The organism is Streptosporangium sp. NPDC053982 (assembly GCF_055585205.1).
Map to the genome: position 1 here is coordinate 313,700 of NZ_JBVJKQ010000002.1, position 26,976 is coordinate 340,675.

The window sequence follows — 26,976 nt, forward strand, 5'->3', positions numbered from 1 at the left end:
CGACCCCGGCGTCCCGGGCATTCGGGGCGGGCGGACGAGAGGAAGAGAGGAACGGTGCGATGGCCGAACGTGGGAACGGCTGGCCGGCGTTGCCGGTGAGCGGATGGCAGCACACCTACGACACGCTGCACATGTACGCGCAGGTGGTCGGGAAGATCTCGCTCGCCCTGCGGCCGATGGTCAACCACTGGTGGCAGGTGGCCTTCCACCTCACGGCCCGGGGCCTTTCCACCGGCCCGATCCCGTACGGCGAGCGCACCTTCGAGATCTGTTTCGACCTGCTCGACCACTCCCTGCACATCGAGACCTCCGACGGCGGGCGCCGCACGATCGCGCTGGGCGGTTCGGTGCGCGACTTCTACGCCGAAGTCCTGCGCTCCCTGGCCCACCTCGGGGTGGACGTCGAGATCCGCACGATGCCGGTCGAGTTCGCCGACCCCGTACGGTTCGACCGGGACGACCGCCACGCCACCTACGAGGCGGCGCAGGTCCAGCGGTTCTGGCAGGTGCTCCTGCGGGTGGAGGAGGTCTTCACCGAGTTCCGGGCCCGGTTCGCCGGCAAGTGCAGCCCGGTGCAGTTCTACTGGGGCGCGTTCGACCTGTCCACGACCCGCTACTCCGGCCGGCCCGCCGAGCCGCCGTCCGGCGCCGATCCCGTCACCAGGCTGAGCTTCAACGCCGAGCAGAGCGACCTCGGCTTCTGGCCGGGCGGGACATGGATCAACGGCGCCCGGATCGACCAGCCGGTGTTCTACTCCTACGCCTACCCCGAGCCTCCCGGCTTCCGTGACCGGCCCGTCCTGCCCGAGGCGGCCCGCTACGACGACGCCTTCGGCGAGTTCGTGCTGCGCTACGACGACGTCAGGAACGCCCCCGACCCTCGCGGGGCGATCCTCGACTTCGCCCAGTCCACCTTCGAGGCCGCGGCGAGCCTGCAGGACTGGCCGGCCGAGGCACTCCAGCGGGTCCAGCCCCCACAGCCCCGCAGGGCCGCGGGCCGGGCGCCCGCCGCCTCGGGTTCGCGGATCAGTCCTCGAAGGTGATGACCACCTTGACGTCCTCGGGTTCGGCGGTGAACGCCTCGGCGAACCGCTCCAGCGGCACCCGCCGGGTGATGAGCCGTCCCAGCCAGTCGCGGTCGGCCTTGGCCAGCGCCTCGGCTGCCGCGGCGTAGTGGCCGAGGTTGGCGTTGACGGACCCGATCACCGCGTCGTTCTCCAGGACGATCTCCCGGTTCAGGCCGCCCGCGTCGACCGTCAGCCGCCGCCCGTACGGGGAGACGCCCGTCAGGCAGACGACGCCGTAGGGCACGGTGGCGGTGATGGCGTCGAAGACGACCTTGCTGACCCCGGTCGCCTCGATCACGATGTCGGGCTTGGCGGCGGCGGCCGCGTCGGAGAGGTCGCCGGAGTGGTAGGTGGCCCCGAGGTCGGCCACGAGCCGCGGCTTGGGTCCCTCGGTGACGACGTCCAGGACGTGGACGTCCAGGCCGCGCTGCACGCCCAGCAGCGCGGCCAGCAGACCGATCGGCCCGGCACCGGTGACCAGCACCGTCTCCGGATCGAACCACGACCGGCCGCCGACCTTCTCGATCTGCTCCCACGCCTTGGCCACCACGCTGGTCGGCTCCATCAGCACGCCGGCCTCGCCGAGCCCCGGATCGAGCCTGACCGCGTAGTCGGCCTCCACGGTCCAGGACCGGCTGCCGTAACCGTCGAGATCCTTGATGCCGCGCTCGGTGTAGCGGCCGTTGCGGCACATGTCGAACTGGCCGCGCGCGCACGCGCCGCAGGGCACCGGGTCGGGGCGCCGCACCACGCCGACCACGAGATCACCCTCGGAGAACCCGCTGCCTTCCGGCGCCCGCCGTACGCGGCCCAGGGACTCGTGCCCGATCACGAGGCGGTCCCGTCCGTCCGGCGCCGTGCCGTAGTCACCTGCGGCGATCTCCCGGTCGGTCCCGCACACCCCGAGGGCGAGCGCGTCCACGAGGAGGTCGTTCTCGCCGGGCTCCGGGTCGGGGACGTCGGTCACCGCCAGCGAGTCCTTCTGCTGCGGTACGACGGTCAGCGCTCGCGTGGTCACTGGTTCCTCCTGGTGGTCCGGTCGGTACGCGTCGGGTCCGAGGCGTACCCGGCGGCGTCCTCGGGTGGCGGAAGCGGGTCCCGCGCGGCCCCGCCGCCGGGGTCCCGCGCGGTTCCGCCGCCGGGGTCCCGCACGGTCCCGTCACCGGGGTCCCGCGCGGTTCCGCCGCCGGGTTCCTCGCCGGTCCGCGCGGCGGCGGTGAACTCGGTGAGGGCTCCGGCGAGCGCCTGCCGGGTGCCGGGCGGCAGGCGGGTCAGCGCGGCGGCGATACGGCGACGGCGGGCGGCGCGCAGACGTCCGATGGCCCGGCGGCCGGCCTCGGTGACGCCGATGCTGATCTCACGGCGGCTGTGCGGGGCCAGCAGGCGGGTGAGCAGCCCGGCGTCGTCGAGCCGGGCGACCAGCCGGCCGGCGGCGGAGACCGACATGGCGAGGTGGGCGGCGAGCGCGCTGAGGTTGAGGGGGCCGTGCCGGTCGACCGCCAGCAGTACACGCAGCTGCGTGACCGACAGGTCGCTGTCCTCGGCGACGGCGTTGAGCGTCATCTCCACCAGGGCGAGCGACGCCTCCTCGACCCGCCAGACCGCCGTGGCCAGGCCGTTCCGGGGTCCGGCGGCGGCGTCGCGGGCTTCGTCGGTGTTCATCGCGCCTTTCTCGGGTGGTCCGCCGGTCGCGGGCGCCGGGGCCTCCCGGCGGATACGGCCCCGGGCGACCGTCCGCGCGGCGCGTTCTCCGCGGTCCCGGGGGCGCGGCCCGTGGCGGTCACTGACGTGGTGCGTTCCCCGTGGTCCACGGTTCTCACCTCCCGCCCCGAACCGGCCGTGTCCCGTCTGCCCGTGTCCCGTCCGGCGGCGTCCCGTCCGCCCGTACCCCCTCCGCCCGGTCCCGGCCCCGGTCCTGATTCCGCTCCCGGTCCCGACCGGCGGCGAGGACCTCCGCCAGGTGCAGCGCCCGGCGGCCGGTTCCGGCCTGTTCGAGCTGGGTCCGGCAGCTGAACCCGTCGGCCAGGATCAGCGTGTCCGGCCCGGCCGCGCGCACGGCGGGAAGCAGCTCCTGCTCGGCGCAGGCCATCGACACCTCGTGGTGGCCGGCGGTGAAACCGAAGTCCCCGGCGAGGCCGCAGCAGCCGCCGACCACGCCGAGGTCGACCCCGGCGCGTTCCAGCAGACGGCGGTCGGTGTCGTAGCCGAGGACCGAGTGGTGGTGGCAGTGCGGCTGGGCGACCGCCGTCCCGCCGATCCGCGGCGGCTCCCACCCCTCGGTCCCCGCGAGCAGCTCGGCCAGCGTGCGGGTCTGCTCGGCCAGCCGGGTCACGTCCCGGTCGTGCGGGAACAGTCCGGCGGCGTCGTCGCGGAACACGGCGGCGCAGCTCGGCTCCAGTGCGACGATCGGCACGCCGCGGCGCAGCAGCGGGGTGAGCGCGCCCACGGTACGGCGCAGCACCCGCCGGGCCACGCCGAGCTGGCCGGTGGAGATCCAGGTCAGCCCGCAGCACAGGGTGCGGGGCGGGACGAGGACGCGGTACCCGGCGTCCTCCAGCACGTCCACCGCGGCGAGGCCGATCCCCGGGGCGAAGTTGTCGGTGAAGGTGTCGGGCCACAGCAGCACCGGCCCGCGCTCCCCGTCGCCGCGCGGGCCGCGCCGCCGGTACCGGTCGCTGAAACGGGTGCCGGCGAAGACCGGCAGGCTCCTGGCCGGCTCCACACCGCCCAGCCGCTTGAGCAGCGCCGCCGTGCCGGGCCCGTGGGCGAGCGCGTTGGCCGCCCGCGGGGCGAGCGCGGCCAGGCGCGCCCACAGCGGCAGCCAGCCCATCGAGTAGTGGGCGGCCGGGCGGAGCCTGCGGGCGTAGTGGTGGGAGAGGAACTCGGCCTTGTAGGTGGCCATGTCGACGTTCATCGGGCAGTCGTGCTTGCAGCCCTTGCACGCCAGGCACAGGTCGAGGGCGTCCCGTACGGCCTCGGAGCGCCAGCCGTCGCCGATCGGCGAGTCGGCGTGGCCGCCGAGCATCTCGAACAGCAGCCGGGCACGGCCCCGGGTGGAGTGCTCCTCCTCGCGGGTGGCGCGGTAGGAGGGGCACATGACGCCGCCGTCGTGACTGCGGCACTTCCCGACGCCGACGCAGCGCATGACGGCGCGCTGGAAGCTTCCGTCGTCGTCGGGGTAGCCGAAGTGGACGCGCGGGTCGGCCGGGGTCCAGCCGGTGCCCAGCCGCAGGTTCTCGTCCACCCGGTAGGGGGCGACGATCTTCCCCGGGTTCATCCGGTCATCGGGGTCGAACACCGCCTTGACCCGGCCGAACGCCGCCATGACCGTGTCGCCGAACATCCTGGGCAGCAGCTGCCCGCGCGCCTGGCCGTCGCCGTGCTCCCCCGACAGCGACCCGCCGTAGGAGACGACCAGGTCGGCGGCCCGGTCGAGGAAGGAGGTGAAGGCGGCGACGCCGTCGGCGGTGACCAGGTCGAACGGGATGCGGGTGTGCACGCAGCCCTGACCGAAGTGCCCGTACAGCGAGGCGGCGCCGTACCCGTGTTCCTCCAGGAGGGCGCGCAGGTCCCGCAGGTAGCCGCCGAGCCGTTCCGGCGGTACGGCGGAGTCCTCCCAGCCCTCCCACGTCTCGTGCATGCCGGGGACGCGCGCGGTGGCTCCCAGGCCGGACTCGCGGAGCTCCCAGAGCTGCTTCTCGGTCTTCTCGTCGTCGAAGAAGGCGATGTGCGGTTCGTGCCCGGTGCCGCTGAGGTCGTCGGTGAGGGCGCGGGCCCGCTCGTCGGCCTCGCGCTGGGAGTCGGCGCCGAAGGACACCATCAGCCAGCCGCCGCCCTCGGGCAGCCGTTTCACCGCCTCGGGGTGCATGCCCTTGCGCCGTTCGTAGTCGATCAGCTTGTCGTCGACGCCCTCAAGCTGGAGCGGACGGTGGGCGGCGATGCGCGGCACCGCGTCGGCGGCGGTGACGATGTCGTGGTAGCCGAGGAGGACGAGGCTCTCGGCGGCCGGGGCGGGCACCAGGAGCAGTTCGGCCCGCAGCACGGTGACCAGCGTGCCCTCGGAGCCGACCAGTGCCCTGGCCATGTTAAAGTCGCCGCCGGGCAGGAGCTGGTCGATGTTGTAGCCCGACACCCGCCGCGGGATGTCGGGGAAGCGGCGGCGGATCTCCCCGGCGTCGGCGGCGACGATCTCCCGCAGCTCGCGGTAGATCTCCGCGCGCCGGCCGCCCCCGGCGAGGATCCGCGCGTACTCCTCCTCGTCGGTCGCGCCGACCCACATCCGGGCGCCGTCGTAGGTGAGGACCTCCAGGCGGCCGACGTTGTCGGCGGTCTTGCCGTACGCCTGCGCGGTCGATCCGCAGGAGTTGTTGCCGATCATCCCGCCGAGCGTGCACTGGGAGTGCGTGGAGGGCCGGGGCCCGAACATCAGCCCCGTCGGCGCGAGCCGCGCGTTGAGGACGTCGAGCACGATGCCCGGTTCGACGACGCAGGTCCGGGCGTCGGCGTCCACGGAGACGAGGCGGTCGCAGTGCTTCGACCAGTCGATCACCACGGCGACGTTGCAGGTCTGCCCGGCCAGGCTGGTGCCGCCGCCCCGAGAGGTGACGGGCGCGCCGTGCTCCCGGCAGACCGCGACCGCCTCGGCGGCGGCCTCGACCGTGCGGGGCACCACCACGCCCAGCGGCACCTGTCGGTAGTTGGACCCGTCGGTGGAGTAGGCGCCGCGGCTGCCGGGGTCGAACCGCACCTCGCCGTCCACCCGGGCGGTCAGGTCGCGCTCCAGGTCGCGCACCCGCACGTACGGCTGGGCCGGGCGGGCCGTGACCGGCGACGGCATCGGGACGACCGGACTCATCGCGCTCACCTCCCCAGCTGGGAGATCTTGTCCTTGAACAGGGTGGTGGCGATCGCCGCCCGGTGCGGCTGCCCCCTGAGGAACGCCTCGGCGAACTTGACCGCCTGGTCGTGGCCGACCTTTCCGGGCATCGGCGGCTCGTTGGGGTTGACGTCCACGTCCACCAGGGCGGGACCGTCGTGCGCGAGCGCCTGCCGTACGGCCTCCTCGACGTCGCCGGGGGCCTTCACCTTGCGGCCGTAGGCCCCGCAGGAACGCGCCCAGGCGGAGAAGTCGGAGGCCGGCTCGGCGAACCGCACGCCGTGCTCCGGGTAGCCGAGCACCATCTGCTCCCACAGGATCTGGCCGAGGGAGTTGTTGTTGTTGACCACGACCTTGATCGGCAGCCGGTGCTGCGCGGCGGTGAGGAACTCGGCCATCAGCATCGCGAAGCCGCCGTCGCCGACGAACGCGATCACCTGCCGCCCGGGGAAGGCGTGCTGCATCGCGATCGCGTACGGCAGGCCGGGCGCCATCGTGGCGAGGTTGCCCGACAGGTAGAAGCGCCGGTCGCCCCGGATCGTCCAGTGCCGCGCCGCCCAGGTGGCGATCGTGCCGGAGTCGCAGGTGAGGATCGCGTCGCCGACGGCGGCCCGGTCCACGCAGCCCATCAGGTACTGCGGGGCGATCGGGTCGCGGTCGGGCGACTCCAGGGCCGCCATGTCGGCGCGCCAGCGGTCCATCGCCCGCCGGTACTTCTCCAGGTGGCTCCGGTCGTCCTTGCGCCTCAGCAGCGGCAGCAGCGCGGCCAGCCCCTCCTTCGCGTCGCCGATCATCGGCACCTGGGTCGGCATGCGCACGCCGGCCCGCGACGGGTCGGCCTCGATCTGCACCACGCGCACCTCGCCCGGCTCGGGCAGGTGCTTGGTGTAGGGGAAGTTGGTGCCGACCATGAGCAGGGTGTCGCAGTCCTCGATGAGGTCCTCCCCGGGCCGGGTGCCCAGCAGGCCGATCCCGCCGACCGAGTAGGGCGAGTCGTCGGGGATGACGGCCTTGCCGGGCAGCGTCTTGATCACCGGGGCGCCCAGGACGTCGGCGGTGGCCAGCACCTCCTCCCGCGCGTGCAGGGCGCCGGCGCCGGCCAGGATCGCGACCCGCTCACCGGCGTCGAGCACCTCCGCGGCGGCCTCCAGGTCCTCGCGGCGGGGCACGCCGGGCGCGGGCAGGTAGATCGGCGCGGTCGCGGGGGGCCGCGCCGGGGCGACGTGCCGGTAGGGGTCGGCGTCGGCCGGGGCCACCTGCACGTCGTTGGGCAGGCACAGGTGGGCCACGCCGCGCCGGGCGTAGGCGGTGCGGATCGCGATGTCCACCACCCCGGGGAGCTGCGCCGGGTTGTCCACGACGAGGTTGTAGTCGGCGACGTCGGCGTACAGCCGGTCGAGGTGGACCTCCTGCTGGTAGCCCGTGCCCAGCACGCTGGTCTCCTGCATGCCGGTGATCGCCAGCACGGGCTGGTGATCGAGTTTGGCGTCGTAGAGGCCGTTGAGCAGGTGGATGCCGCCGGGCCCGGAGGTCGCCAGGCAGACCCCGATCCGGCCGGTCGCCTTGGCGTGGCCGGCGGCCATGAACGCGGCGGCCTCCTCGTGGTGCACGAGGACGAACCGGACCCGGTCGGCGTGGCGGCGCAGCCCTTCCATGATCCCGTTGATGCCGTCGCCGGGTAGCCCGAAGACGGTGTCGACTCCCCATGCGGCCAGCCGCTCGATGAGGACTTCCGAGGCGATGTCGGTCATACCCGCGAGCGTGCGCCGGGTGGGTGCCGCCAAACATTCACCGGATGGAAAATCTCGCTTTTTACTGAAATTTGCCGTTAATCAAATATTCCGGGGATATGGCGGCTCGGTCTCCGGCGGGAGGCTCGGCAGAGAGGGGTCCGCCGCGACGCTCACGAAGGAGGGCGCCCGGCGGAGAGAGCGGCCATCGCGACGCCCACGGAGGAGGACGTCCGGTGGAACGCCCGGCGGAGAGGGGGCACGATGACGGCGATCAAGGAGATACGCGCCGCGGCCTACCGCGTGCCGGCCGACCGCCCCGAGGCGGACGGCACGCTGGCCTGGGACGCGACGACGCTGGTGGTGGTCGAGGCCGGAGCGGAGGGCGCCGTCGGCACCGGGTGGACCTATGCGCCCGCGGCCGCCGCGGCCTTCGTCACCGAGGTCCTGACCGATACGGTGACCGGCTCCGACGCGATGGACATCCCCGCGGCCTGGACGGCGATGACCCGCCGGGTGCGCAACGCCGGCCGTCCCGGGATCGCCGGATACGCGATCTCCGCGGTGGACGTCGCCCTGTGGGATCTCAAGGCCCGGCTGCTGGGCACGCCGCTCACCCGCCTGTTCGGCGCCGCCCGCCCGGACGTGCCGGTCTACGGGTCGGGCGGGTTCACCACCTACGACGACGACACCACCCGCGCCCAGCTCCGGCACTGGACCCACGAGCTGGGCATCCCCCGGGTGAAGATCAAGATCGGCGAGTCCCGAGGTGCCGCTGCGGACCGCGACCTGCACCGCGTCGCCGTCGCCCGGGAGGCCGTCGGCCCCGGAGCCGAGCTGTACGTCGACGCCAACGGCGGCTACACCGCCAAGCAGGCCGTACGGCTGGCCCCGCTCCTCGAGGGCCAGGGCGTGAGCTGGTTCGAGGAGCCGGTCTCCTCCGACGACCTGGCCGGGCTGCGCCTCGTGCGCGAACGGATCGGCGCCGACGTCGCCGCCGGCGAGTACGGGAGCGACCTGACCTACTTCACTCGGATGTGCCAGGCGGGCGCCGTGGACTGCCTGCAGGTCGACGCCACCCGCTGCGGCGGCTACACCGGCTGGTTCGGCGCCGCGGCGATCGCCGCCGGGCACCACCTGGAGGTGTCCGCGCACTGCGCGCCCAACCTGCACCTGCCCGCCGCCGCGGCCACCGCCGGCCTGCGCCACGTCGAGTGGTTCCACGACCACGCGCGCATCGAGGCCGAGCTGTTCGACGGCGCCGCCGACCCCGCGGGCGGGACCGCGCGCCCCCGCGCCGACACGCCCGGCCACGGCCTGACCCTGCGGCCCGGCGCCGCCGCCGGCCACCGTGTCGCCTGACCATCGGAGCCATCGGAGCCATCGGAGCCGTCGGAGCCATTGGAGCCGTCGGAGCCGTCGGAGCCGTCGGAGCCGTCGGAGCCGTCGGAGCCATTGGAGCCGTCGGAGCCGTCGGAGACCGGCTGGAGGCACAGGACGGAGCCGCGGGAGGAACCGGACGAACCGGTAGGACGCACAGAACGGAGCCGCGGGAGGCAGAGAGACGGATCGGTAGGGAGCACGGGATGCGGATCGAGGACTACGCGCTGATCGGCGACATGCACACCGCCGCCCTGGTCGGGCGGGACGGCTCGGTGGACTGGCTGTGCCTGCCGCGGTTCGACTCCGGGGCCTGCTTCGCCGCGCTGCTGGACGGCCCGCGCGCCGGACGCTGGCTGCTGGCGCCGGCCGGCCGGGAGACCTGCACCGGGCGCCGCTACCGTGGCGACACCCTGGTGCTGGAGACGACATGGGACTCCCCGGACGGGTGCGTGCGCGTCCTGGACTTCATGCCGGCCCGCGGCCAGGCGCCCGACCTGGTGCGTATCGTCGAGGGCGTCCACGGCCGGGTCGAGATGCGCACCGAGCTGACGCTGCGCTTCGACTACGGCCACATCGTGCCCTGGCTCCGCCATGAGGGCGGCCGGCTCGCCGTCGTGGCCGGTCCGGACGCCGCCTGGCTCCAGTGTCCCGTCCCGCTGTGCCCCGACAAGGAGGCCCACCGCACCGCCGCCGCCTTCACCGTCTCCGCCGGGGACCGGGTGCCGTTCGTGCTGACCTGGCGGGAGTCGTGGCTGCCCCGCCCCGAGCGGACCGACGCCGAGGAGTCCCTGACCGCCACCGAACGGATGTGGAACCGCTGGCTGACAGGCTGCCGCTACGACGGGGAGTACGGCGAGGCCGTCCGGCGCAGCCTCCTCACCCTCAAGGCGCTGACCTACGCCCCCACCGGGGGCCTGGTCGCCGCCCCCACCACCTCCCTGCCCGAACGGCCCGGCGGCACCCGCAACTGGGACTACCGCTACAGCTGGCTGCGGGACGCGACCTTCACCCTGCAGGCGCTGATGCGCGCCGGGTACGACGACGAGGCCACCGCCTGGCGCGACTGGCTGCTTCGGGCCGTCGCCGGAGAGCCCGCCGACCTCCAGACCATGTACACCCTCGACGGCGGCCGCCGGATCCCGGAGTGGAACCCCGACTGGCTCGCCGGCTACGAGGGGGCGCAGCCGGTGCGGATCGGCAACGCCGCCTCCGCCCAGTTCCAGCTCGACGTCTACGGCGAGATCATGGACTGCCTGGAGCTGGCCCGCGACGCCGGGCTCAGACCGGACGACGACGCGTGGGACCTCCAGCTCGTCCTCATGGACTACCTGGAGGGCGCCTGGCGCAAGCCCGACAACGGGCTGTGGGAGACGCGCGGCCCGCGCCGCGACTTCGTCCACTCCAAGATCCTCGCGTGGGTCGCGGCGGACCGCATGATCTCCGCCGTCGAGAACCATGGCCGCGACGGCCCCGCGGACCGCTGGCGGGCGCTGCGCGAGGAGATCCACCGGGACGTCTGCGAGCGCGGCTACGACCCCGGCCGCAACACCTTCACCCAGTACTACGGCTCGACGGGACTGGACGCCGCTCTCCTGCTCATTCCCAGACTCGGCTTCCTGGCGCCGGGCGACCCCCGCGTCGCCGGGACGGTGGACGCGGTACGGCGCGAGCTGTCCGAGGACGGCTTCGTCCATCGCTACCGCTCCGACGAGGAAGCGGACGGCCTGCCCGGAGGAGAGGGGGCCTTCCTCGCCTGCTCCTTCTGGCTGGCCGACGCCCTGGCACTGATCGGCCGCCGGGAGGAGGCCCGGGAGCTGTTCGACCGGCTGCTCGCGGTCCGCAACGACGTCGGCCTCCTCGCCGAGGAGTACGACGCCGCCCGCCACCGCCAGCTCGGCAACTTCCCGCAGGCCTACAGCCACGTGTCGATCGTCAACACCGCGGCCGCGCTGGCCGGCGACAACCGCACCCGCCGCGCCCGCGGACACCCGGGCCGCTCCTGATCCCCCGGACGGCCCGCTCCGACCGGCGGGCCCCCGCTTTCCGTACGGCCGGCGCCAGCCGTACGGGCACGCGGAGCCGGAGGGCCGGCACGCTCCGCCGCACCGGCTGGAGGCACCGGCCTTACAGGCGCGGAGCCGGAGGAGTCAGGTACGGCCGGCGCCGGACAGCAGCCGCTCGCAGGCGTCCAGCAGCCGGCGGCGCAGCGGCCGGGCCCGCTCGGCGAACCCCCGCTGCTCGGCGGCGTACTCGGCCCGCCCCTCGGCCGTCTCGATCCGGATGGGCCGGTAACCCAGCCGGCCCAGGTCGTACGGGCTGGCACGCATGTCCACGGCGCGCACGTCACGGGCCAGCTCGAAGCAGTCGGCGACCAGTTCCCCGCAGACCAGCGGCGACAGCTTGTAGGACCACTTGTACAGGTCCATGTTGGCGTGCAGGCAGCCCGGCTGCTCCAGCTCCGGCTGCCGCTCCCTCGTCGGCTGCAACGCGTTCAGCGGACGGGCCTCGGGGGTGAAGAAGCGGAACGCGTCGTAGTGGCTGCACCGCACCCCGCGCTGCTCCACGATCCGCGCGATCTCCTCCCCGGGCAGCCGCAGCGGCCAGGCGCCGTGCCGTACCTCCTCCGCCCGGTAGACCATCGCCCACTCGTGCAGGCCGAAGCAGCCGAGGAACGCCGGCCGCGACGCGGTGGCGGACAGCAGCCGCGCGGTCCACTCGACGGAGGAGCCGCGCCGGTCCATCAGCGCCGCCACGTCGAGCGTCGCCCCCTCGGGGGTGTCGACGTAGTCGGGGCCGAGGTCGCGCGCGCCCCTGAGCAGGACGTCCGCGCCCGGGTGCCAGCGGCGCAGCCGTCCGGGCCGGTGCCCGTAGTAGGTGAACAGGAAGTCCTCGACCGGGTGCGCCTCGCCCCGCGACCTGCGCGCCAGGTGCGGCGCCACCCACGCCTCGACGCGCCGCTCGTAGGCCGCCGCCCGCGCCCGCCACTCCTCCGGCTCCAGAACCTCCACCGCTGCATGGTATGCGCGCCCGGACGGCGTCCGGACAGTGCCCGCCGCGCGGCCCCGGGGCCCCACCCGCCGCATGGCCACGGGCTGCGCCCGCCGCGCCGCCCCGGCCGCGTGCCCGCCGTACGCTTCCGGGTTCGCCTCCACCACGGCGCCGGGTCCCGGAGCACCGTCGCGGACATCGTCCATATCGCCGTCATTGATTGCCGGACGTTGACCCGCATGTCCGGCTTCCCGATGAACGGTTCGATAACCTGGCGATTGTCACAGAGAGTGATCATATATGGACAGGAGGTTATATGACCATGATCCGTCAGCTTCTTCTGGCCGGTTCCGTCTGCGCCGCGCTCGCCGTCGCGGCACCGGTCGCCGCTTCGGCGGCCACCGCCGTTCCGGCTCGTCCGGTCGGTCTCACCCAGGCGGGCTTCGTGGCCGGCGGCCCCGGCTGGGGCGGTCCAGGTTGGGGCGGCCCCGGTTGGGGCGTTCCCGGGGGCGGCTTCATCCGGCCCGGTTTCGGTTTCGTCCGTCCGTGGGGCGGCTTCGTCGGCTGGGGCGGCCCGACCTTCGTCGGGGGCGTCGCCTGTACGCTCCCGGCCTTCACCACCTTCACCACCGCCGCCGTGTGCTGCTGATCCGGGATCGGCCCGCGGGTGACCGGGCCCGGAGGCCCGTGTCCCCCGTCCCCTGTCCGCCGGTGATCCTCGCCGGCGGACAGGGGACCCGCCCGGCGCGAGCGGCCTACGGCGACGCGCCGGGCCACCGGTGATGGCGGCGCATCGGCGCCGGGACGATCAGCCCGGGGACGTCAGGATCAGCACGCCGCCCAGCGCCACCAGCGAGACGAGGGCCGTCGACAGCGCGCCGAGCACGACGGCCCGGCGGCCGGTGCGCGTCAGCGCCCGCAGGTCGACCGCGGCCCCCATGGCGAACAACGCGGCGGTGAACAGCAGGGTCTCGGCCGTCCTGAGCGGATCCAGCCAGGCGTCCGGCAGGGCGCCGAGGCTGCGCAGCGCGACCATCCCGAGGAAACCGGCCACGAAGAGAGGGACGAGGGGCGGCTTCCCGCCCGCCTGGGGCCCGGCCGTACGGCGGCGCAGGACGCCGACGCCGGCGATCAGCGGGGCCAGCAGCACGACCCGGGTCAGCTTGACGACCACGGCCGTCGCGAGCGCCGCCGTACCGGCCGTCTGCGCCGTGGCGACCACCTGGGCCACCTCGTGCACGCTCGCCCCGCTCCAGACGCCGAAGCCCTCCGGGGGAAGGCGGAGGAACCCCTGGGCCAGCGGGAGGGCGACGATGCAGAGGGAGCCGAACAGGGTGACCAGGGCGACCGCGGTCACGACGTCCTCCTCGTCGCCGTCGGTGACCCCGTTCATCGCGGCGACCGCGGCCGCGCCGCAGATGGAGAAGCCGGTGGCCGTCAGCAGCGAGAGGTCGCGGCCCAGCCCGAGCCGGCGTCCGAGCCACCACGTGCCGGAGAAGGTGACGGCCACCGTCGCCACCACCAGCAGCACCACCGGCAGCCCGAGGGCGAGGACGTCCCGTACGGCGAGCTGCGCGCCGAGGAGCACGACGCCGAGCCGGAGCAGCCGCCTGGAGGCGAACGAGAGACCGGGCCGCAGGGCCGCCGGGCGCGCTCCGAGGTTCGCCATGAGGGCGCCGAGCACGACCGCCGCCATCAGCGGGCTCACGGCGGGCAGGAGGGCGTTGACCCCGGTGGCCGCCGCGACACCGGCGGCCGACACGACGAGCCCTGGCAGGAGGGAGCGGACGCCGGTGGCCGGCGCCGGCACGGTGGACGGGGTCATGCCAGCATTTCTGCCAGGTGCACGATCGGCCCGGTAGCCACCGATTTCGTAGCAGGTCATACGGTGACCGCATGAGCAACACGCGCTGGCCCGACCTGGCGAGCCTCGAACTCCTGCTCCTCGTCGCCGAGCAGGGCAGCCTCGGCAAGGCGGCCAGGCTGCACGGCATCACCCAGGCGTCCGCCAGCCGCCGGCTCGACACCCTGGAGCGGGAACTGGGCCTGCCCCTGCTGCGCCGCTCGACCACCGGCTCCCGCCTCACCCCGCAGGGCCGGATCGTCGCCGACCAGGCCCGGACGGCACTGGCCGCGGCGGACGGCCTGCTGGCGAGCGTGCGGACCCTGCGCCGGGAAGGCGACGCGCTCGTGCGGGTGGCGGCGAGCATGACGATCGCCGAATACCTCATGCCGGGCTGGCTGGCCGCGCTCCGCCGTACCCTTCCCGGCGTCGAGGTGAGGCCGCGCGTGGTCAACTCGGACATGGTCTGCGGACTGGCGCGGGACGGTGAGATCGACGTGGGCTTCATCGAGTCGCCGTTCCTGCCGCGGGGGCTGAGCACCCGGTACGTCGCCTACGACCGCCTCATCGTGGTCGTGGGACCCCGCCATCCATGGGCGCGCCACCCGGTCCGCCTGCGTTTCGCCGACCTGGCCGCCACCCCGCTGGTGGTACGCGAGCCGGGCTCGGGCACCCGCTCCGCCCTCGACCGCGTCATGGCCGGACGGGTCACCGTTCCGCCCGCCCTGGAGCTGTCGTCCAACGCCGCGGTGAAGGTGGCGGTGGAGGCCGGGGCCGCTCCGGCCGTGCTCAGCGCGCTCGCCGTCGCGGCCGAACTCCGCGAGGGACGGCTGGTCGAGGTCCCCGTCGAGGGCTTCGACCTGCGCCGGCCGCTGCTGGCGGTCTGGCGCAGGCGGACGCGCCTCTCCGGCGCCGCCGCCGAACTCGTCCGCCTCGCCGCGGCCTCCGCCCGCTCCGCCCCGCCCCTCTGACCGTGACTCCCCGGAGTCATCCGAGGGGGAAAGCCCGTGGCCCCATCAAAAGACAAACAAGGCATTCGGGCGATATCGGGAGGGGTAAAGACCCGATGAACGAAGCTTTGTTCGAAACGCTTCGCGAGAATGTTTCATGGGTTCATTGAATGCTCATTTCTAATGGTATCGATCGAATACCAGGAGCTCGGGCATGAAATATGGGCTGAATACCGGAGATTCCGCATGGGTGCTCGTCAGCTTCGCCATGGTGCTGCTCATGACACCGGGCCTCGCCCTCTTCTACGGCGGGATGGCCCGGGCGAAGAACCTCGTCAGCGTTCTGTACATGAGCTTCGTCGCGATCGCGGTGGTGACCGTCATCTGGTTCGTCTACGGGTTCGGCCTGGCGTTCGGCGACGACGTGGGAGGACTCGGCCTGATCGGCTGGGGCGAATGGGAGTTCTTCAGGACCACGCCGTCGGTCCTGCGGGGCGTCATCCCGATGTATGTCTTCTCGCTCTTCCAACTCGTCTTCGCCATCATCACGCTCGCGCTGGTCAGCGGTTCGGTCGCCAACCGCGTCAGGCTCGGCCCCTGGATGGTCTTCGGTGCGGTCTGGGTGACCCTGGTCTACCTGCCGGTCGCCCACTGGGTGTTCTCCAAGGACGGCTGGCTCAACAGGTGGGGGGTGCTGGACTTCGCCGGCGGCCTGGTCGTCGAGCTCAACTCCGGGATCGCCGGCCTGGCGCTGGCACTGGTGCTCGGGCCGAGCCTGTCCTTCCGCAGGGAGGGACCCCCGGAGCCGAAGAACATCCCGCTGGTCATGGCGGGCATGGGGCTGCTGTGGTTCGGCTGGTTCGGTTTCAACGGCGGATCGGCCCTGACGGACGGCGCCCTGGCGGCGAACGCGGTGGTCAACACCATGATGTGCGGCTGCGTCGCGATGCTGGTCTGGATGATGTTCGAACGGATCCGGTTCGGGCGGTTCTCCCGGCTGGGCGGCACGACCGGCGCGCTCGCCGGTCTGGTGGCCATCACCCCGGCCTGCGGGTACGTCAACCTCTTCGGCGCGACGATCATCGGCATCGTCGCCGCCATCGTCTGCACCTACGCCGTTGAGGTCAAGACGACCGTCGGATACGACGACACCCTGGACGTCGTCGGCATCCACGGGGCCGGCGGCATCGTCGGCGTGGTGCTCCTCGGGCTCTTCGCCACCGGCAAGTACGCCAAGCCCATCGCCGGTCTCTTCTACGGCGGCTCGGTCTCCCTGCTGGGCAAGCAGGTGGTCGCCGTCCTCGCCGTCGCCTGCTACACCTTCGTGCTCACCTACCTCATCGGCAAGGCCGTGGAGGCCCTGTGCACCTTCCGCCCGAGCCCCCGGGAGGAGACCGCGGGCCTCGACACCGAGCTGCGGATCGGATGAGACCCGCCGGCGCGAGGCCGTGACCGGCGGAGGCCGGCGGGCCGCCGCCGGCGGCGGGCGGAACTGCGGAACGCGGGGCGGTGGCGGAACGCGGACCGACGGGCCCCTGCCGTACGTGCTCGCCGCGCTCGCCTTCACCACCGGGATGATCGACGCGTCGAGTTTCCTGGACCTCGGCCAGGTCTTCGTCGCCGCCATGACGGGGAACGTCATCATCCTCGGCCTCGGCCTGGCCGGCCACGGCACGCCGTTGCCCTCCGCGCTGTCGCTCGTGTCCTTCGCGACGGGAGCGACCGGCGGTGGCGTCGTCGTCCTGTCGTGGTCCGGGCGCAGGCACCGCGGCCTGCTGCTGGCCGCGGGCACCGCGGTCCAGGCGGCGCTGGTCTGCGGCGCGTCGATCCTGGCCTCCCGGTACGGGTTCGCCGACCTCCGGACGCGGTGGCCGGTCATCATGACGCTCGCCCTCTCCCTGGGCTGGCAGTACGCGGTCGTACGCGGGATCAGGGTGCCCGACCTGAACACCACGGTCGTCACGACCACGCTCACTTCGCTGTTCGCCGAGTCCGTCATGCCCTCCAGGCAGGGCCGGAGACTCGTCTCGATCTGCGCGCTGCTGGCCGGTGCCCTGGTCTCGGGCCTGCTGCGGTGGGCGCTCTTTCCGACGGCCCCGCTGTGGACGGCCGTTCTCATCCTCACCGGATGCACCTTGATCGTGTACGTCGCCGCCAGGCGTCCCGGCGCGGAGCGCTGGCGCTGAGGGCGCCTGCCCGCCGACCGGCGCGGGTCCGCCCGGAAGCCGTCACACCGCCCGGAACACGGTGAACAGGAGCGCGAGGACGGCGAAGCCGAGCACCAGGGAGACGAGCACGTTCGCCGCCGCTCTGGCGTACTTCCCGTCCTGGAGGAGGTGGACGGTCTCCAGCTCGAAGGTGCTGAACGTCGTCAGCGCGCCGCAGAAGCCCGTGCCGGCCAGGGCCTCCGCCCCGATCCCCACGCCCGCTCCGTGCAGCGCCCCCAGAATCCCCGCGCCCAGGAGGTTGACCGTCAGGGTCCCCCACGGGAACGCCTTGCCGAACCGCGCCTTGACCGCCCTGTCGAGGATGTAGCGCAGCACGGCGCCGAACGCCCCTCCGATGAGCACCAGCAGGAGGATCATGACGGCGCACCGCCCTCGGACCCGCCCGCGCGGTGCGGCACCAGCTCCCCGAGCCGGAGCCCCGCCACGATCGCGATCCAGCCGCCCACCACGCTGACCACCGCGTAGGTGACGCTCAGGTCCCAGCTCCCGGCGCGGCCGAGGGCGTGTACCCCGTCGATGAGATGGGAGAACGTGGTGAAACCGCCCAGGTAGCCGGTCACCAGCAGCGGACGGGCGAAAGCATGCGGCCGGCCCTTGAGCAGGTACGTCGTCAGCACCCCTATGAACAGGCAGCCGAGGACGTTCACCAGGAGGGTCCCCCAGGGGAAGCCTCCCTCCGCCCCGGGCATCGCCTCGGTGATCAGATAACGCAGCAGGGCCCCGACCGCTCCTCCGACGGCGATGTCGAGGAGCGCGCCGGGCCGGACCCCCGGATGGCGGGGCGACCCCTCCCCGCGCCGGTCCAGGACGGACGCCTCGGCTCTTTCACGATGGAGCAGATGCCCCTCTGCCCTTCCCGGGGACTCCATGGCCTCCTCCTCCAGGTCTTCTCACCGTCTCCTCCAGGCCTTCTCGCCGTCGAGAGCGCCGGACCGGTGTCAGCGTCCGCGCGGGGCGGACGCTCCCGGCAGCAGCCCGCGGACGGTGTCCAGGGCCTGCCCGAAGGCGCCCTCGACCTCGGGTGACCGCTCCCCGAGGACACGCGCCCAGGCGCCCCGCTCGCCCGGCAGGACGCCGGCCCCGGCCCGCGATCCGGTGCGGGTGAGCACCTCGTGCATCGCGTCGGCCAGGATCCGCGCGGGTCGCGCCCCGGTGACGACGTACAGGGACGCCAGGACCCCGTACCGGTCCATCACCGCCGGTCCCGTCACCGCCCGTTCCTCCGGCACCAGGCGGAGCGGGTCGGCGAACAGCAGCCGACCCGCGGTGTCGTGTACCTCGACGTCGCCGCAGTACGCCGTGTACGCGTGCCGTTCTCCCCGGGCGAGCCGGCCGGCCAGCAACGTCTCGCCCAGCACGACGGTGGAGTCGGGGTGGGCGGTGACGTCGATCCGCTGGTAGTACCGCGTGCCGCCGAACGGGATCGTCTTGTCCGGCAGGTACTCCAGGTGACCGCCGGGCCCCACGGTGAGGCGGACGAGCTGCGTGGCGTAGTCCTGCTCCATCCGGTAGAGCCGGGTGGCGCCCTGGGTGGTCAGGTGCACGGCCGCTCCCGGCCCGCAGGAGACGTCGACGCGGTAGCGGTCCCCCTGGAGGACCCCGCCTCCGGACGACATGATCATGACGTACGGCAGGCCCGGATTCTCGGGGTCGCGGTAGAGCGGCCGGGTGATGTGCAGCGGCGCCTTCTGGTAGTGGCCGGTCAGCTCCGTCCGGTCACCGATCCGCTCGAACTCGAGGTCGAGGATCCCGACCTTGCCGGGGCTGCCGACCGGCAGCATGTCCGGGACGCCGGCGTGCCGCCGCACCGGTTCGGGCACCCAGCCGGGGAGGTACCACTCCGGGGAGAGGCGGTCGCCGGTTCTTCGCGAGCCGTCCACCGTCCCTACGCCGGCGAGGTGCACGCCGCTCCCGCCCGTGCCTCGATGAAGTCGACGACCTGGGGGACCCCGGTGCCGGTGAGGCAGTCGGTCAGCGCGACCGGACCGGCGCCGCGCACCGCCCGCGCGTCCCGTTCCATGACCCTCAGGTCGGTGCGGACGTACCGGGCGATGTCGATCTTGTTGATGATTAGCAGGTCGGAGTCCGTGGTGCCCGGGCCGCGCTTGCGCGGCATCTTCTCGCCCTCGGCCGTGTCCAGGACGAAGATGTACACGTCGGCCAGCACCGGGCTGAAGGTGAGCGTCAGGTTGTCTCCGCCGCTCTCGAACAGCAGCATGTCGAGATCGGGGAAGCGGTCGAGCATCTCGGCCGCCGCCGCCAGGTTCATGGTCGGGTCGTCCCGGACCGCGGTGTGCGGGCAGGCCCCCGTCTCGACACCCACGATCCGCTCGGGATCGAGCGTCCCGGCCAGCGTACGGCGGACGTGCTCGGCGTCCTCCTGGGTGTAGATGTCATTGGTGATCACACCGATGCGGTGCCCCCGGGCCTGCAGGTGGGGGACCAGCGCCTCGATCAGCGCCGTCTTGCCGGATCCGACGGGGCCGCCGATCCCTACCTTGAAGACCTTCTCCAGCTCCATCTCGTTCCTCTCACGTACGAACGGATCAGGTGGCGAACAGGCGGGCCTCCGCCCGCTCGTGCGCGGCTGAGACGATGTCGGCGAGGGGCGCCGCGCCGTGCAGGTCCCGCGGATCCCCGGCGGTGAGCGCCGTCCGCGCGACCCGCGCGAGATCCGGGCGGATCTCGCGCAGCAGCCCCTGCGCGCGGCGGAAGTCGGTACGGCCCAGCCGAACCGCCGCCGCCGTCCAGCTCGCGGCGAAGGCGTACAGGTCGGCGCCGACCGCGTGTGCCACCGGCACTCCGAGCCCCGCGTAGAGCGCGCCGACCACGACCGCGTGATTGCCCGGTGTGGTCTTCTCCGCCACCAGCTCCGCCAGCCGGGCGGCCTCCGGCACCGGGAAGGCGAAGGCCGCCGTGTCGAGGACCTGCCGGCCGGTCCGCACCGAGGCGGCCCGCTGCTCGCGGTTGAGCTTGATCGCGTGCAGCCGCCGGTCGACCTGGACCAGCCGCTCCCAGTCCTCCTCGCCGGCGGCGCGGTGCGCCAGCACCAGGGCCGCCGCGTCCGCCGGGCCCACGGCGTTGTACAGCAGGTCGGTCAGCAGTTCACGCAGGTTCTCCGGACCGGTGATCCGGAGCTGGACGTACCCCTCCAGCCCGTGCGACAACGTGTACATCCCGCTGGGGAAACCGGAGTCGGTGAGCTGGAACTGGGCCAGCAGCGGGTCCAGGTCGCCGGTGCCGGAGGTCGCGCTCATGCCAGGAAGTACAGCCGGTTCAGCGGCAGCTTCTTGGCCGGTTCGATGTGCGCGGGCTCCCCGTCGACGGTCACCCGGTAGGTCTCGGGGTCGACCTCGATCCGGGCGAGCGTCGTGTTGCGGATCATGTGGCGCTTGTCGACGGTCCTGCACTGCCGTACGGGTCGGATCAGCCGCTGCAGCCCGAGTCTCTCCGGCACACCCGCCTCGATCCCGGCGGCGGACATGAAGGTGACGCAGGTGCTCGACAGCGCCCTGCCGAAGGCCCCGTACGTGGGGCGGTAGTAGACCGGCTGCGGTGTCGGCAGGGACGCGTTCGGGTCGCCCATCTGGGCCCAGCTGATCAGGCCGCCCTTGACGACCATGGCGGGCTTGGCCCCGAAGGAGTGGATCGGCCACAGCACGATGTCGGCGAGCTTCCCGTCCTCCAGAGAGCCGATCGTGTCCGCCATCCCGGAGGCACGGGCCGGGTTGATGGTCACCTTGGCCAGGTAGCGCAGCACCCGGAAGTTGTCGTTGCGGGCGGAGTCCTCCGGCAGCGTCCCCCGCTTGTCCTTGTTGTGGTGGGCCACCTGGAAGGCCCGGGTGAACGTCTCGCCCACCCGGCCCATCGCCTGCGAGTCCGACCCGATGATGCTGATGATGCCCAGGTCGTGCAGCACGGTCTCGGCCGAGATGGTCTCGGCGCGCACCCGGCTCTCGGCGAACGCCACGTCCTCGGGCACGTCGTAGCTGAGGTGGTGGCAGACCATCGTCATGTCCAGCAGTTCGTCCACCGAGTCAACGGTGTACGGCAGCGTCGGGTTGGTGGAGGCCGGGAGCACGTTGGGCTCGCCGGTGACCCGCAGGATGTCGGGGGCGTGCCCGCCGCCGGCGCCCTCGGAGTGGTAGGTGTGGATCGTGCGGCCGTTGATCGCGTTGATGGTGTCCTCGACGTAGCCCGCCTCGTTCAGCGTGTCGGTGTGGATGTTGATCTGGATGTCGAGCTCGTCGGCGACCGACAGCGCGCAGTCGATGACGGCGGGGGTGGTGCCCCAGTCCTCGTGCACCTTCAGGCCGGCCGCCCCGGCCCGGATCTGCTCCTCCAGCGGGGCCGGCAGGCTGCTGTTCCCCTTGCCGTACACCGCGATGTTGATCGGGATGGCCTCGTAGGCCTGGAGGATGCGGGAGATGTTCCACGGGCCGGGCGTGGTGGTGCAGCCGCGGGAGCCGTCCGCCGGGCCGGTGCCGCCGCCGACCAGCGTGGTGATCCCGTTGCTCAGCGCGTGCTGGGCCTGCTGGGGGGTGAGGAAGTGGACGTGCGTGTCGATCCCTCCGGGCGTGGCGATGAGGTTCTCGCCGGAGAGCACCTCGGTGCTGGCGCTGACGATCAGGCGCCGGTCGACCCCGTTCTGAGTGTGCGGGTTGCCGGACTTGCCGATCCCGGCGATCTTCCCGTCCTTGACGCCGATGTCGCCCTTGACGATGCCCAGCACCGGGTCGATGATCACCGCGTTGGTGATCACCAGGTCCAGGGCGACCGCGCTGTCCGAGGCCGGATCGGCCGACATCCCGTCCCGGGCGGTCTTGCCGCCGCCGTACTGGGTCTCGTCCCCGTAATGCCCCTCGGTGTAGTCCTTCTCCACCTCGGCGATGAGGTTGGTGTCCCCGAGATGGAGCCTGTCGCCCACCGTCGGCCCGTACATCGTCGCGTACTGTTTGCGGCTCATCGTGGCCATGGCGGTTCAGCCCTTCTTCCCGGAGCTCTGGGATTTCGACTTCCTGGCCGGCTTCTCCTCGGACGTGCCGGACGTGCCGGGCTCGTCGTGGTAGCCGCGTTCGCGCATCCTCTTCAGCGCCTTGCGGTGCGCCTCGCCGGAGCGGACGCTGCCGTTGAGGAGACCGCCGAAGCCCACCAGCCGCTGACCGCCGCCGTACTCGACCAGGGTCACCTGCTTGGTGTCCCCGGGTTCGAACCGGACCGCGGTCCCGGCGGGGATGTCCAGGCGTTTGCCGAACGCCTGGTCGCGGTCGAAGCTCAGCGCCCGGTTGACCTCGAAGAAGTGGAAGTGGGAACCGACTTGAACGGCGCGGTCGCCGGTGTTGTGGACCGTGATGGTCACCCTGGGCTGGCCGGCGTTCAGCTCGATCTGCCCTTCGCCGTACATGTAAACGTCATCCGACATGGGACGCCGCCTCCTTCAGGTTCGCCGTCACCGGCACGGACGGGTTCCGGTGACGATCTGTGTGGTCGTGCTCGTCGCGATGGCCGTGTTCACGGCCGTGTTCGTGTTCGTGGCCGTGGCCGTGGCCGTGGCCGTGGTGGACGGTCGCCAGCCCGTCGTCGCCGTACCGGTCCCACCGGTGTTCCGCCTCGGCCACCCGCTCGCGGACCAGCGTGGCGAGCGAGGCGGGCCCCAGGAGCGGCCCCGCGGTCCGGACGCCGGGCCGCGGGGCCACCGGGACGAACGAGGCGGGCACCAGCACGACGCCGTCGGCCCCCAGCCGCAGGCAACGTTCCACGCCCTCGTCCACGTCCGGGTCACCGCCGATCAGCGCGACCTCCACCCAGCGCACGGAGGTGTACTGCCGCACCAGCCGCGCCACCCTGAACAGTTCCGCGTCAGGCTCGGGCCCGGCCGCCGGCGCCACCAGCAGCACCGCCTGCCGCGGCGGCCCGTCGCGCAGCGCCCGGGTCACCGCACCCCTGATCCAGCCGACCAGATGCCCGGTCGTGCCCAGCGGCCCGGCCAGCAGCAGGTCCCCCGGCGCACGCTCACGAGCCACCCACCTCAGGGTCTGCGCGGCGACGGCCGTCAGTTCCGGATCCCGTCCGAGCGTCATCGGCACCGCCACGATCCGGTCGCGGCCGACGAGCGCGGCGTGCAGGTCGCGGCCCACGGCGCGGACCTCGGGACCGTCCGGCCCCACCAGGCCGGGCAGGCACCGGCCGTCCCGGCTCTCGTGCCCGCCGACCAGCAGGACCCTGCGACGGTCCGGCCTCACTTCCCGCCCACCGGGTCGTGGCAGGAGACCAGCTTGGTGCCGTCGTCGAAGACCGCCTCCACCTGGATCAGCTTCATCATGCCGCGCACACCGGGTAGGACGTCGTCGGGTCCGACGATCTGCTTGCCCAGCTCCATGCACTCCGCGACGGACTTGCCGTCCCGGGCCGCCTCCACGATCGCCGAGCTGATCAGCGCCACCGCCTCGGCGTAGTTGAGCTTCAGGCCCCGATCCCGGCGCTGCTGCGCCATCTGCGCGACGGTGAAAATGATCAGCTTGTCCATCTCTCGCGGTGTGAGGTTCATTGACGGTCCTTTCCGCGCCCGCGGCCATCGACGGTCACCCGGCGCGCTTGATCTTGTTGAGCATCGGGACGGCGGCGAGGAACACCCAGCTCACGAGTACGAACGGCCAGGTGAGAGTGTGGCCTCCGACCACCTGGAACAGATTGCCGACGGCGGCCGTCAGCCCCGCAGCCGACACCGTGCCGATCACGGCGTAGGCGGCGCTCACCGGGGTGACCGCGATGAAGGTGCCGAACAGCGCGAGCCCGGTCAGCACGGAGTTGTAGCCGTACAGTCCCGCTCCCAGGTCCGCGGCCTGCGCGCCCAGCGCCCAGCCGGTGAGCAGACCGATCAGGCTGGACACGAGCGCCACCAGTCCGGTCATCCATCCGCTGACGAACAGCCCGACCAGGAAGATCACGCCGACGTACCACTTGTTCTGGAAGAACACCTGGCCGACGCCGTTGAACGTGCCCTGCCAGAAGTGGTTCCAGGTCATCGCGATGCCGGGAGCGGTGGCGGACGGCGGGGCCGCGCCCGCGTGGCCCGCCCAGATCCGGTGGAAGGACGGCCCTCCGACCACCATCACCGTGGTGATCACACAGAAGGGCGCGGTGAAGGTCGGCAGGCGGTACGGCGCGAGGAGCACGCTCAGCGCCGAGGTGAGCACGCTTCCGGCGATCGCGCCGACGACGACGAGCACGACCGTCATCCACCGGACGTCCAGGTAGAGCACCAGGCTGACACCGATCAGCGTGCCGCAGAAGCCCTCCAGGCCCGGCGAGACCCGGTCCGGCCAGGAGGCGCCGAGCAGGTAGGCGGTGAGCGTGGCGACCACCGTCCCCAGCAGCCCGAAGACACCGAACTGCCAGCCCCCCGCGAACAACGCGACGAGGAACACCAGGCCGGTCCAGAGGTTCGACTGGAAGTCGACCTGTGCGACGCCCCTCGGAACGGTGCGCAGCAGGTCGAGGACTCCTGGCCTCTCCGGGTGGGTCGTCTGCTCCGCCGGATCCGGTGGTGCGGGTGCCGAGGACAAAGACGTCAACCCCTTGGACTCCGACGGTGTGACAGGACGCGGGGACCCTACGCGCTGCGGCGATGATTCCCGCACCCTCGGATCAACAAAAACCATAAAAGGTCATGCTCTGGTCAATGATTTTATTCGTGGCATTGACCGGATATGTGGGCATTAACCACTACTGAGGCCACCGAAGAATTCAAATAATCCGGGCGGACGTCGAAACGTAAGTGGGAAGATGTCAACCAGCGAAAAGCCAGGAACGCCCGTGCCGACGGGAAACGGATGCTCTTCCCGGGCCCCCTCCTCTGCCGCCGGTCCCACGATCAGGAGAACGGCCGGCCGGAGGACGGGCTCCGGGGCGTGCATGAAGGCCGCGTGACATGCCCTCACTGCCGCGGTGGAAACACCAGGACTCCGGGACCCCGGCCGCACACCGCAGGCTCCAACTGCGCCACGGCGAAGGGGACAGGGGGCATCTGACCAGCCTGGAGGGACTGGCCGCGCTGTCGCTGGACGCGCTCAGCTCGGTCGCCTACGGACCCGAGGAGATCGCCCTCGTCCTGGCGGGCGCCGGAGCGCTCGCGGTGGGCGCCACACTGCCGATCACTCTGGTCATCGTGGGACTGCTCATGGTGCTCGTGCTCTCCTACCGCCAGGTGATCGCCGCGCATCCCCAGGGCGGCGGCTCCTACGGGGTGGCCAAGGAGAACCTGGGTGAACGGATGAGCATGCTGGCCGCCGCGGCGCTCATCGTCGACTATGTGCTCACCGTGGCGGTCAGCCTCGCGGCCGGGGCCGCCAGCCTGGCCTCGGCCTTCCCCGTTCTGGCCCCGTACCTCACGGAGACCTGCCTGGCGGGGCTGGCGCTGCTGACGGTCGTCAACCTGTACGGGATCTCCGACAGCGCGCGGGTGCTGATGGCGCCGACCATCCTGTTCGTGGTGTGCATCGTCGGCGTCGTGATATTCGGACTGATCCGCTCCAGTCCGGCGGCGGTGGTGGGAGCGCCCATGACCGTTCCCGTGACCGAGACGCTGGGGGTGCTGCTGATCCTGAAGGCGTTCTCCTCCGGCTGCTCCTCGCTGACCGGCGTCGAGGCCATCGCCAACGGCGTCCCCATGTTCCGCGAGCCCAGGACCGTGCGGGCACGGCGGGCCGAGCTGATCCTCGGACTGCTGCTCGGCTCGATGCTGCTCGGACTGGCGCTGCTCATCCACCGGGACCACGTGCTGCCCCGGGAGGGGGTCACCATCCTCTCCCAGCTCGTGGCCGGCTCCTACGGGACCGGCTGGGCGTACTACGTGACCAATATCGTGGTCACACTCGGCCTCGCCCTGGCCGCGAACACCAGCTTCGGCGGCCTGCCGGTCCTGCTGAGCCTGCTGGCCCGTGACGACCGCCTGCCGCATCTGTTCGCACTGCGGACCGAACGCCCCGTCTACCGTTACGGCGTCGCGGTCGTGGGGGTCCTGGCCGCCGTGCTGCTGATCGCGGTGGGCGGACTGACCCACAAACTCATCCCGATGTTCGCCATCGGGGTGTTCATCGGCTTCACCATCAGCCAGGTCGGCATGGTCGAGCGCTGGTGGCGCCTGCGTCCGCCCCGCTGGCTCGGCAACGCGGTGCTCAACGGCATCGGCGCCCTGCTCACCTGCGTCGCCGCCCTGGTGCTGCTCGTCTCCAAGTTCCGGGAGGGCGCCTGGGTCGTCGTCATCGTCGTCCCCCTGCTCATGCTGCTGTTCACCCGGATTCAGCGCTACTACACCGAGGTCGGCGCCGAACTGGGGACACGCCGGACACCGGCCAAACCCTCCGGACCCGCCGGGACGGCCGGCCCTGAGAAGCTGGTCATCATCCCGGTCGCCGCCGTCACCGCCATGACGGAGCGGGCCCTGAGCGCGGGCCTGGCGTTCGGCGGAGAGGTCGTCGCCGTCACGGTGTGCTTCGACTCCGCGGGCGCGGACCGCATGCGCGAACAGTGGGCGAGGTGGGATCCGGGCGTCCGGCTCGAGACCATCGTGAACCCCCACCGCACGGTGGTGCATCCCGTTCTGGAGTACGTCCGCGCGGCGGACGCCACGGGCAGGCGGGTGATCGTCCTCATCCCTCTCATCGAGCCGAGGCATTTCCGCTACCGGATACTGCACAACCAGCGCGGCCTCTTCATGGCCCTCGTGCTGCGGGAGCACCTCGACGTGGTCGTCGCCCTGCTGCCCTTCCGGCTCAGGATGTGACCGGACGGAGAGCCGGCGGCTTCCCGCCATGAGCCGCCCCTCCCGGTGCGCCCGCCCCGCCGGACGCCGCCGGAAACGCTCCGGGCGGCGGGCCCCGTCGGAAAGACCGTGACCCACGGCATCCCGG

Annotated in this window: 24 protein-coding genes; 8 read left to right on the top strand and 16 right to left on the bottom strand. The window is 72.4% G+C overall.

Annotated elements, in window-relative coordinates; all coding sequences use genetic code 11:
- The first annotated feature begins 59 nt into the window (after positions 1-59).
- Positions 60-1,043 carry a DUF5996 family protein gene (locus ACZ6W9_RS04250; protein ID WP_362932692.1) on the top strand — a complete coding sequence of 328 codons (984 nt, stop codon included), beginning with the start codon at positions 60-62 and terminating at the stop codon, positions 1,041-1,043.
- On the opposite strand, the gene ACZ6W9_RS04255 is transcribed toward ACZ6W9_RS04250, so the two are convergent.
- The 4 genes from ACZ6W9_RS04255 to ACZ6W9_RS04270 form a co-directional block, all read right to left on the bottom strand.
- Positions 1,027-2,085, bottom strand: a complete 1,059-nt coding sequence (locus ACZ6W9_RS04255; protein ID WP_389961358.1) for a glucose 1-dehydrogenase — start codon at positions 2,083-2,085, stop codon at positions 1,027-1,029. The two genes, ACZ6W9_RS04250 and ACZ6W9_RS04255, sit on opposite strands and share 17 nt — an antisense overlap.
- Entirely contained in the window at positions 2,082-2,729 is a 648-nt protein-coding gene (locus ACZ6W9_RS04260) for a MarR family winged helix-turn-helix transcriptional regulator (protein WP_470116704.1), read from the bottom strand. The genes ACZ6W9_RS04255 and ACZ6W9_RS04260 overlap by 4 nt, the downstream gene beginning before the upstream one ends.
- 154 nt (positions 2,730-2,883) lie before the next feature.
- Complete coding sequence (locus ACZ6W9_RS04265) at positions 2,884-5,922, bottom strand: FAD-binding and (Fe-S)-binding domain-containing protein (protein ID WP_470116705.1); 3,039 nt, start codon at positions 5,920-5,922, stop codon at positions 2,884-2,886.
- A gap of 5 nt (positions 5,923-5,927) precedes the next feature.
- On the bottom strand, positions 5,928-7,694 hold the full coding sequence (locus ACZ6W9_RS04270; RefSeq protein WP_470116706.1) for a thiamine pyrophosphate-dependent enzyme: 1,767 nt from the start codon (positions 7,692-7,694) through the stop codon (positions 5,928-5,930).
- Between the two features lie 243 nt (positions 7,695-7,937).
- Between ACZ6W9_RS04270 and ACZ6W9_RS04275 the strand changes: the two genes are divergently transcribed.
- Both ACZ6W9_RS04275 and ACZ6W9_RS04280 read left to right on the top strand, forming a co-directional pair.
- The gene (locus tag ACZ6W9_RS04275; protein ID WP_362932700.1) at positions 7,938-9,035 is read left to right on the top strand and encodes an enolase C-terminal domain-like protein; all 1,098 of its coding nucleotides are present in this window, start codon (positions 7,938-7,940) and stop codon (positions 9,033-9,035) included.
- 224 nt (positions 9,036-9,259) lie between these two features.
- Entirely contained in the window at positions 9,260-11,059 is a 1,800-nt protein-coding gene (locus ACZ6W9_RS04280; protein ID WP_470116707.1) for a glycoside hydrolase family 15 protein, read from the top strand.
- 144 nt (positions 11,060-11,203) lie between these two features.
- Here ACZ6W9_RS04280 and ACZ6W9_RS04285 read toward each other — a convergent pair whose 3' ends face one another.
- Positions 11,204-12,064, bottom strand: a complete 861-nt coding sequence (locus ACZ6W9_RS04285) for a 3-methyladenine DNA glycosylase (protein ID WP_389961346.1) — start codon at positions 12,062-12,064, stop codon at positions 11,204-11,206.
- A 296-nt stretch (positions 12,065-12,360) separates the two neighbouring features.
- Here ACZ6W9_RS04285 and ACZ6W9_RS04290 point away from each other — a divergent pair, with 296 nt between their 5' ends.
- Positions 12,361-12,693: a hypothetical protein gene (locus ACZ6W9_RS04290; RefSeq protein ID WP_389961344.1), complete on the top strand. Its 333-nt coding sequence runs from the start codon at positions 12,361-12,363 to the stop codon at positions 12,691-12,693.
- Between the two features lie 159 nt (positions 12,694-12,852).
- Here the strand turns inward: ACZ6W9_RS04290 and ACZ6W9_RS04295 are convergent, their stop codons facing one another.
- Positions 12,853-13,869, bottom strand: coding sequence for a YeiH family protein (locus ACZ6W9_RS04295; protein WP_389961342.1), 1,017 nt, complete (start codon positions 13,867-13,869; stop codon positions 12,853-12,855).
- 71 nt (positions 13,870-13,940) lie between these two features.
- Between ACZ6W9_RS04295 and ACZ6W9_RS04300 the strand changes: the two genes are divergently transcribed.
- The 3 genes from ACZ6W9_RS04300 to ACZ6W9_RS04310 all read left to right on the top strand — a co-directional run bounded on the left by ACZ6W9_RS04300 (position 13,941) and on the right by ACZ6W9_RS04310 (position 17,023).
- Positions 13,941-14,858, top strand: coding sequence for a LysR family transcriptional regulator (locus tag ACZ6W9_RS04300; RefSeq protein WP_389961340.1), 918 nt, complete (start codon positions 13,941-13,943; stop codon positions 14,856-14,858).
- 193 nt (positions 14,859-15,051) lie between these two features.
- Positions 15,052-16,266 carry an ammonium transporter gene (locus ACZ6W9_RS04305; protein ID WP_389961338.1) on the top strand — a complete coding sequence of 405 codons (1,215 nt, stop codon included), beginning with the start codon at positions 15,052-15,054 and terminating at the stop codon, positions 16,264-16,266.
- Positions 16,267-16,285: 19 nt separating this feature from the next.
- Positions 16,286-17,023, top strand: a complete 738-nt coding sequence (locus ACZ6W9_RS04310; RefSeq protein ID WP_470116708.1) for a YoaK family protein — start codon at positions 16,286-16,288, stop codon at positions 17,021-17,023.
- Positions 17,024-17,065: 42 nt separating this feature from the next.
- Here ACZ6W9_RS04310 and crcB read toward each other — a convergent pair whose 3' ends face one another.
- From crcB to ACZ6W9_RS04360, 10 genes are all read right to left on the bottom strand, one after another.
- Positions 17,066-17,422 carry a fluoride efflux transporter CrcB gene (crcB, locus tag ACZ6W9_RS04315; protein WP_470116709.1) on the bottom strand — a complete coding sequence of 119 codons (357 nt, stop codon included), beginning with the start codon at positions 17,420-17,422 and terminating at the stop codon, positions 17,066-17,068.
- The gene (locus ACZ6W9_RS04320) at positions 17,419-17,934 is read right to left on the bottom strand and encodes a FluC/FEX family fluoride channel (RefSeq protein ID WP_470116710.1); all 516 of its coding nucleotides are present in this window, start codon (positions 17,932-17,934) and stop codon (positions 17,419-17,421) included. The genes crcB and ACZ6W9_RS04320 overlap by 4 nt, the downstream gene beginning before the upstream one ends.
- A gap of 69 nt (positions 17,935-18,003) precedes the next feature.
- Positions 18,004-18,969 carry an urease accessory protein UreD gene (locus tag ACZ6W9_RS04325; RefSeq protein ID WP_470116711.1) on the bottom strand — a complete coding sequence of 322 codons (966 nt, stop codon included), beginning with the start codon at positions 18,967-18,969 and terminating at the stop codon, positions 18,004-18,006.
- Positions 18,951-19,586 carry an urease accessory protein UreG gene (gene ureG / locus ACZ6W9_RS04330; protein WP_470116712.1) on the bottom strand — a complete coding sequence of 212 codons (636 nt, stop codon included), beginning with the start codon at positions 19,584-19,586 and terminating at the stop codon, positions 18,951-18,953. The genes ACZ6W9_RS04325 and ureG overlap by 19 nt, the downstream gene beginning before the upstream one ends.
- Positions 19,587-19,611: 25 nt before the next feature.
- Positions 19,612-20,322, bottom strand: coding sequence for an urease accessory protein UreF (locus tag ACZ6W9_RS04335; RefSeq protein WP_362932732.1), 711 nt, complete (start codon positions 20,320-20,322; stop codon positions 19,612-19,614).
- Positions 20,319-22,040, bottom strand: coding sequence for an urease subunit alpha (gene ureC, locus ACZ6W9_RS04340; protein ID WP_362932734.1), 1,722 nt, complete (start codon positions 22,038-22,040; stop codon positions 20,319-20,321). The genes ACZ6W9_RS04335 and ureC overlap by 4 nt, the downstream gene beginning before the upstream one ends.
- Positions 22,041-22,046: 6 nt before the next feature.
- The gene (gene ureB / locus ACZ6W9_RS04345; protein WP_470116713.1) at positions 22,047-22,487 is read right to left on the bottom strand and encodes an urease subunit beta; all 441 of its coding nucleotides are present in this window, start codon (positions 22,485-22,487) and stop codon (positions 22,047-22,049) included.
- The gene (locus ACZ6W9_RS04350; RefSeq protein WP_470116714.1) at positions 22,477-23,307 is read right to left on the bottom strand and encodes a sirohydrochlorin chelatase; all 831 of its coding nucleotides are present in this window, start codon (positions 23,305-23,307) and stop codon (positions 22,477-22,479) included. Before ACZ6W9_RS04350 ends, ureB begins: the two co-directional genes overlap by 11 nt.
- A complete protein-coding gene (locus ACZ6W9_RS04355) occupies positions 23,304-23,612 on the bottom strand; it encodes an urease subunit gamma (RefSeq protein ID WP_470116715.1) in 309 nt (102 codons plus the stop codon). Before ACZ6W9_RS04355 ends, ACZ6W9_RS04350 begins: the two co-directional genes overlap by 4 nt.
- A gap of 34 nt (positions 23,613-23,646) precedes the next feature.
- Positions 23,647-24,630 (bottom strand): urea transporter, encoded by a 984-nt coding sequence (locus ACZ6W9_RS04360; protein WP_470116716.1) that lies wholly within the window; start codon positions 24,628-24,630, stop codon positions 23,647-23,649.
- Positions 24,631-24,995: 365 nt separating this feature from the next.
- Between ACZ6W9_RS04360 and ACZ6W9_RS04365 the strand changes: the two genes are divergently transcribed.
- The gene (locus tag ACZ6W9_RS04365; RefSeq protein ID WP_470116717.1) at positions 24,996-26,849 is read left to right on the top strand and encodes an APC family permease; all 1,854 of its coding nucleotides are present in this window, start codon (positions 24,996-24,998) and stop codon (positions 26,847-26,849) included.
- Positions 26,850-26,976 lie beyond the last annotated feature (127 nt).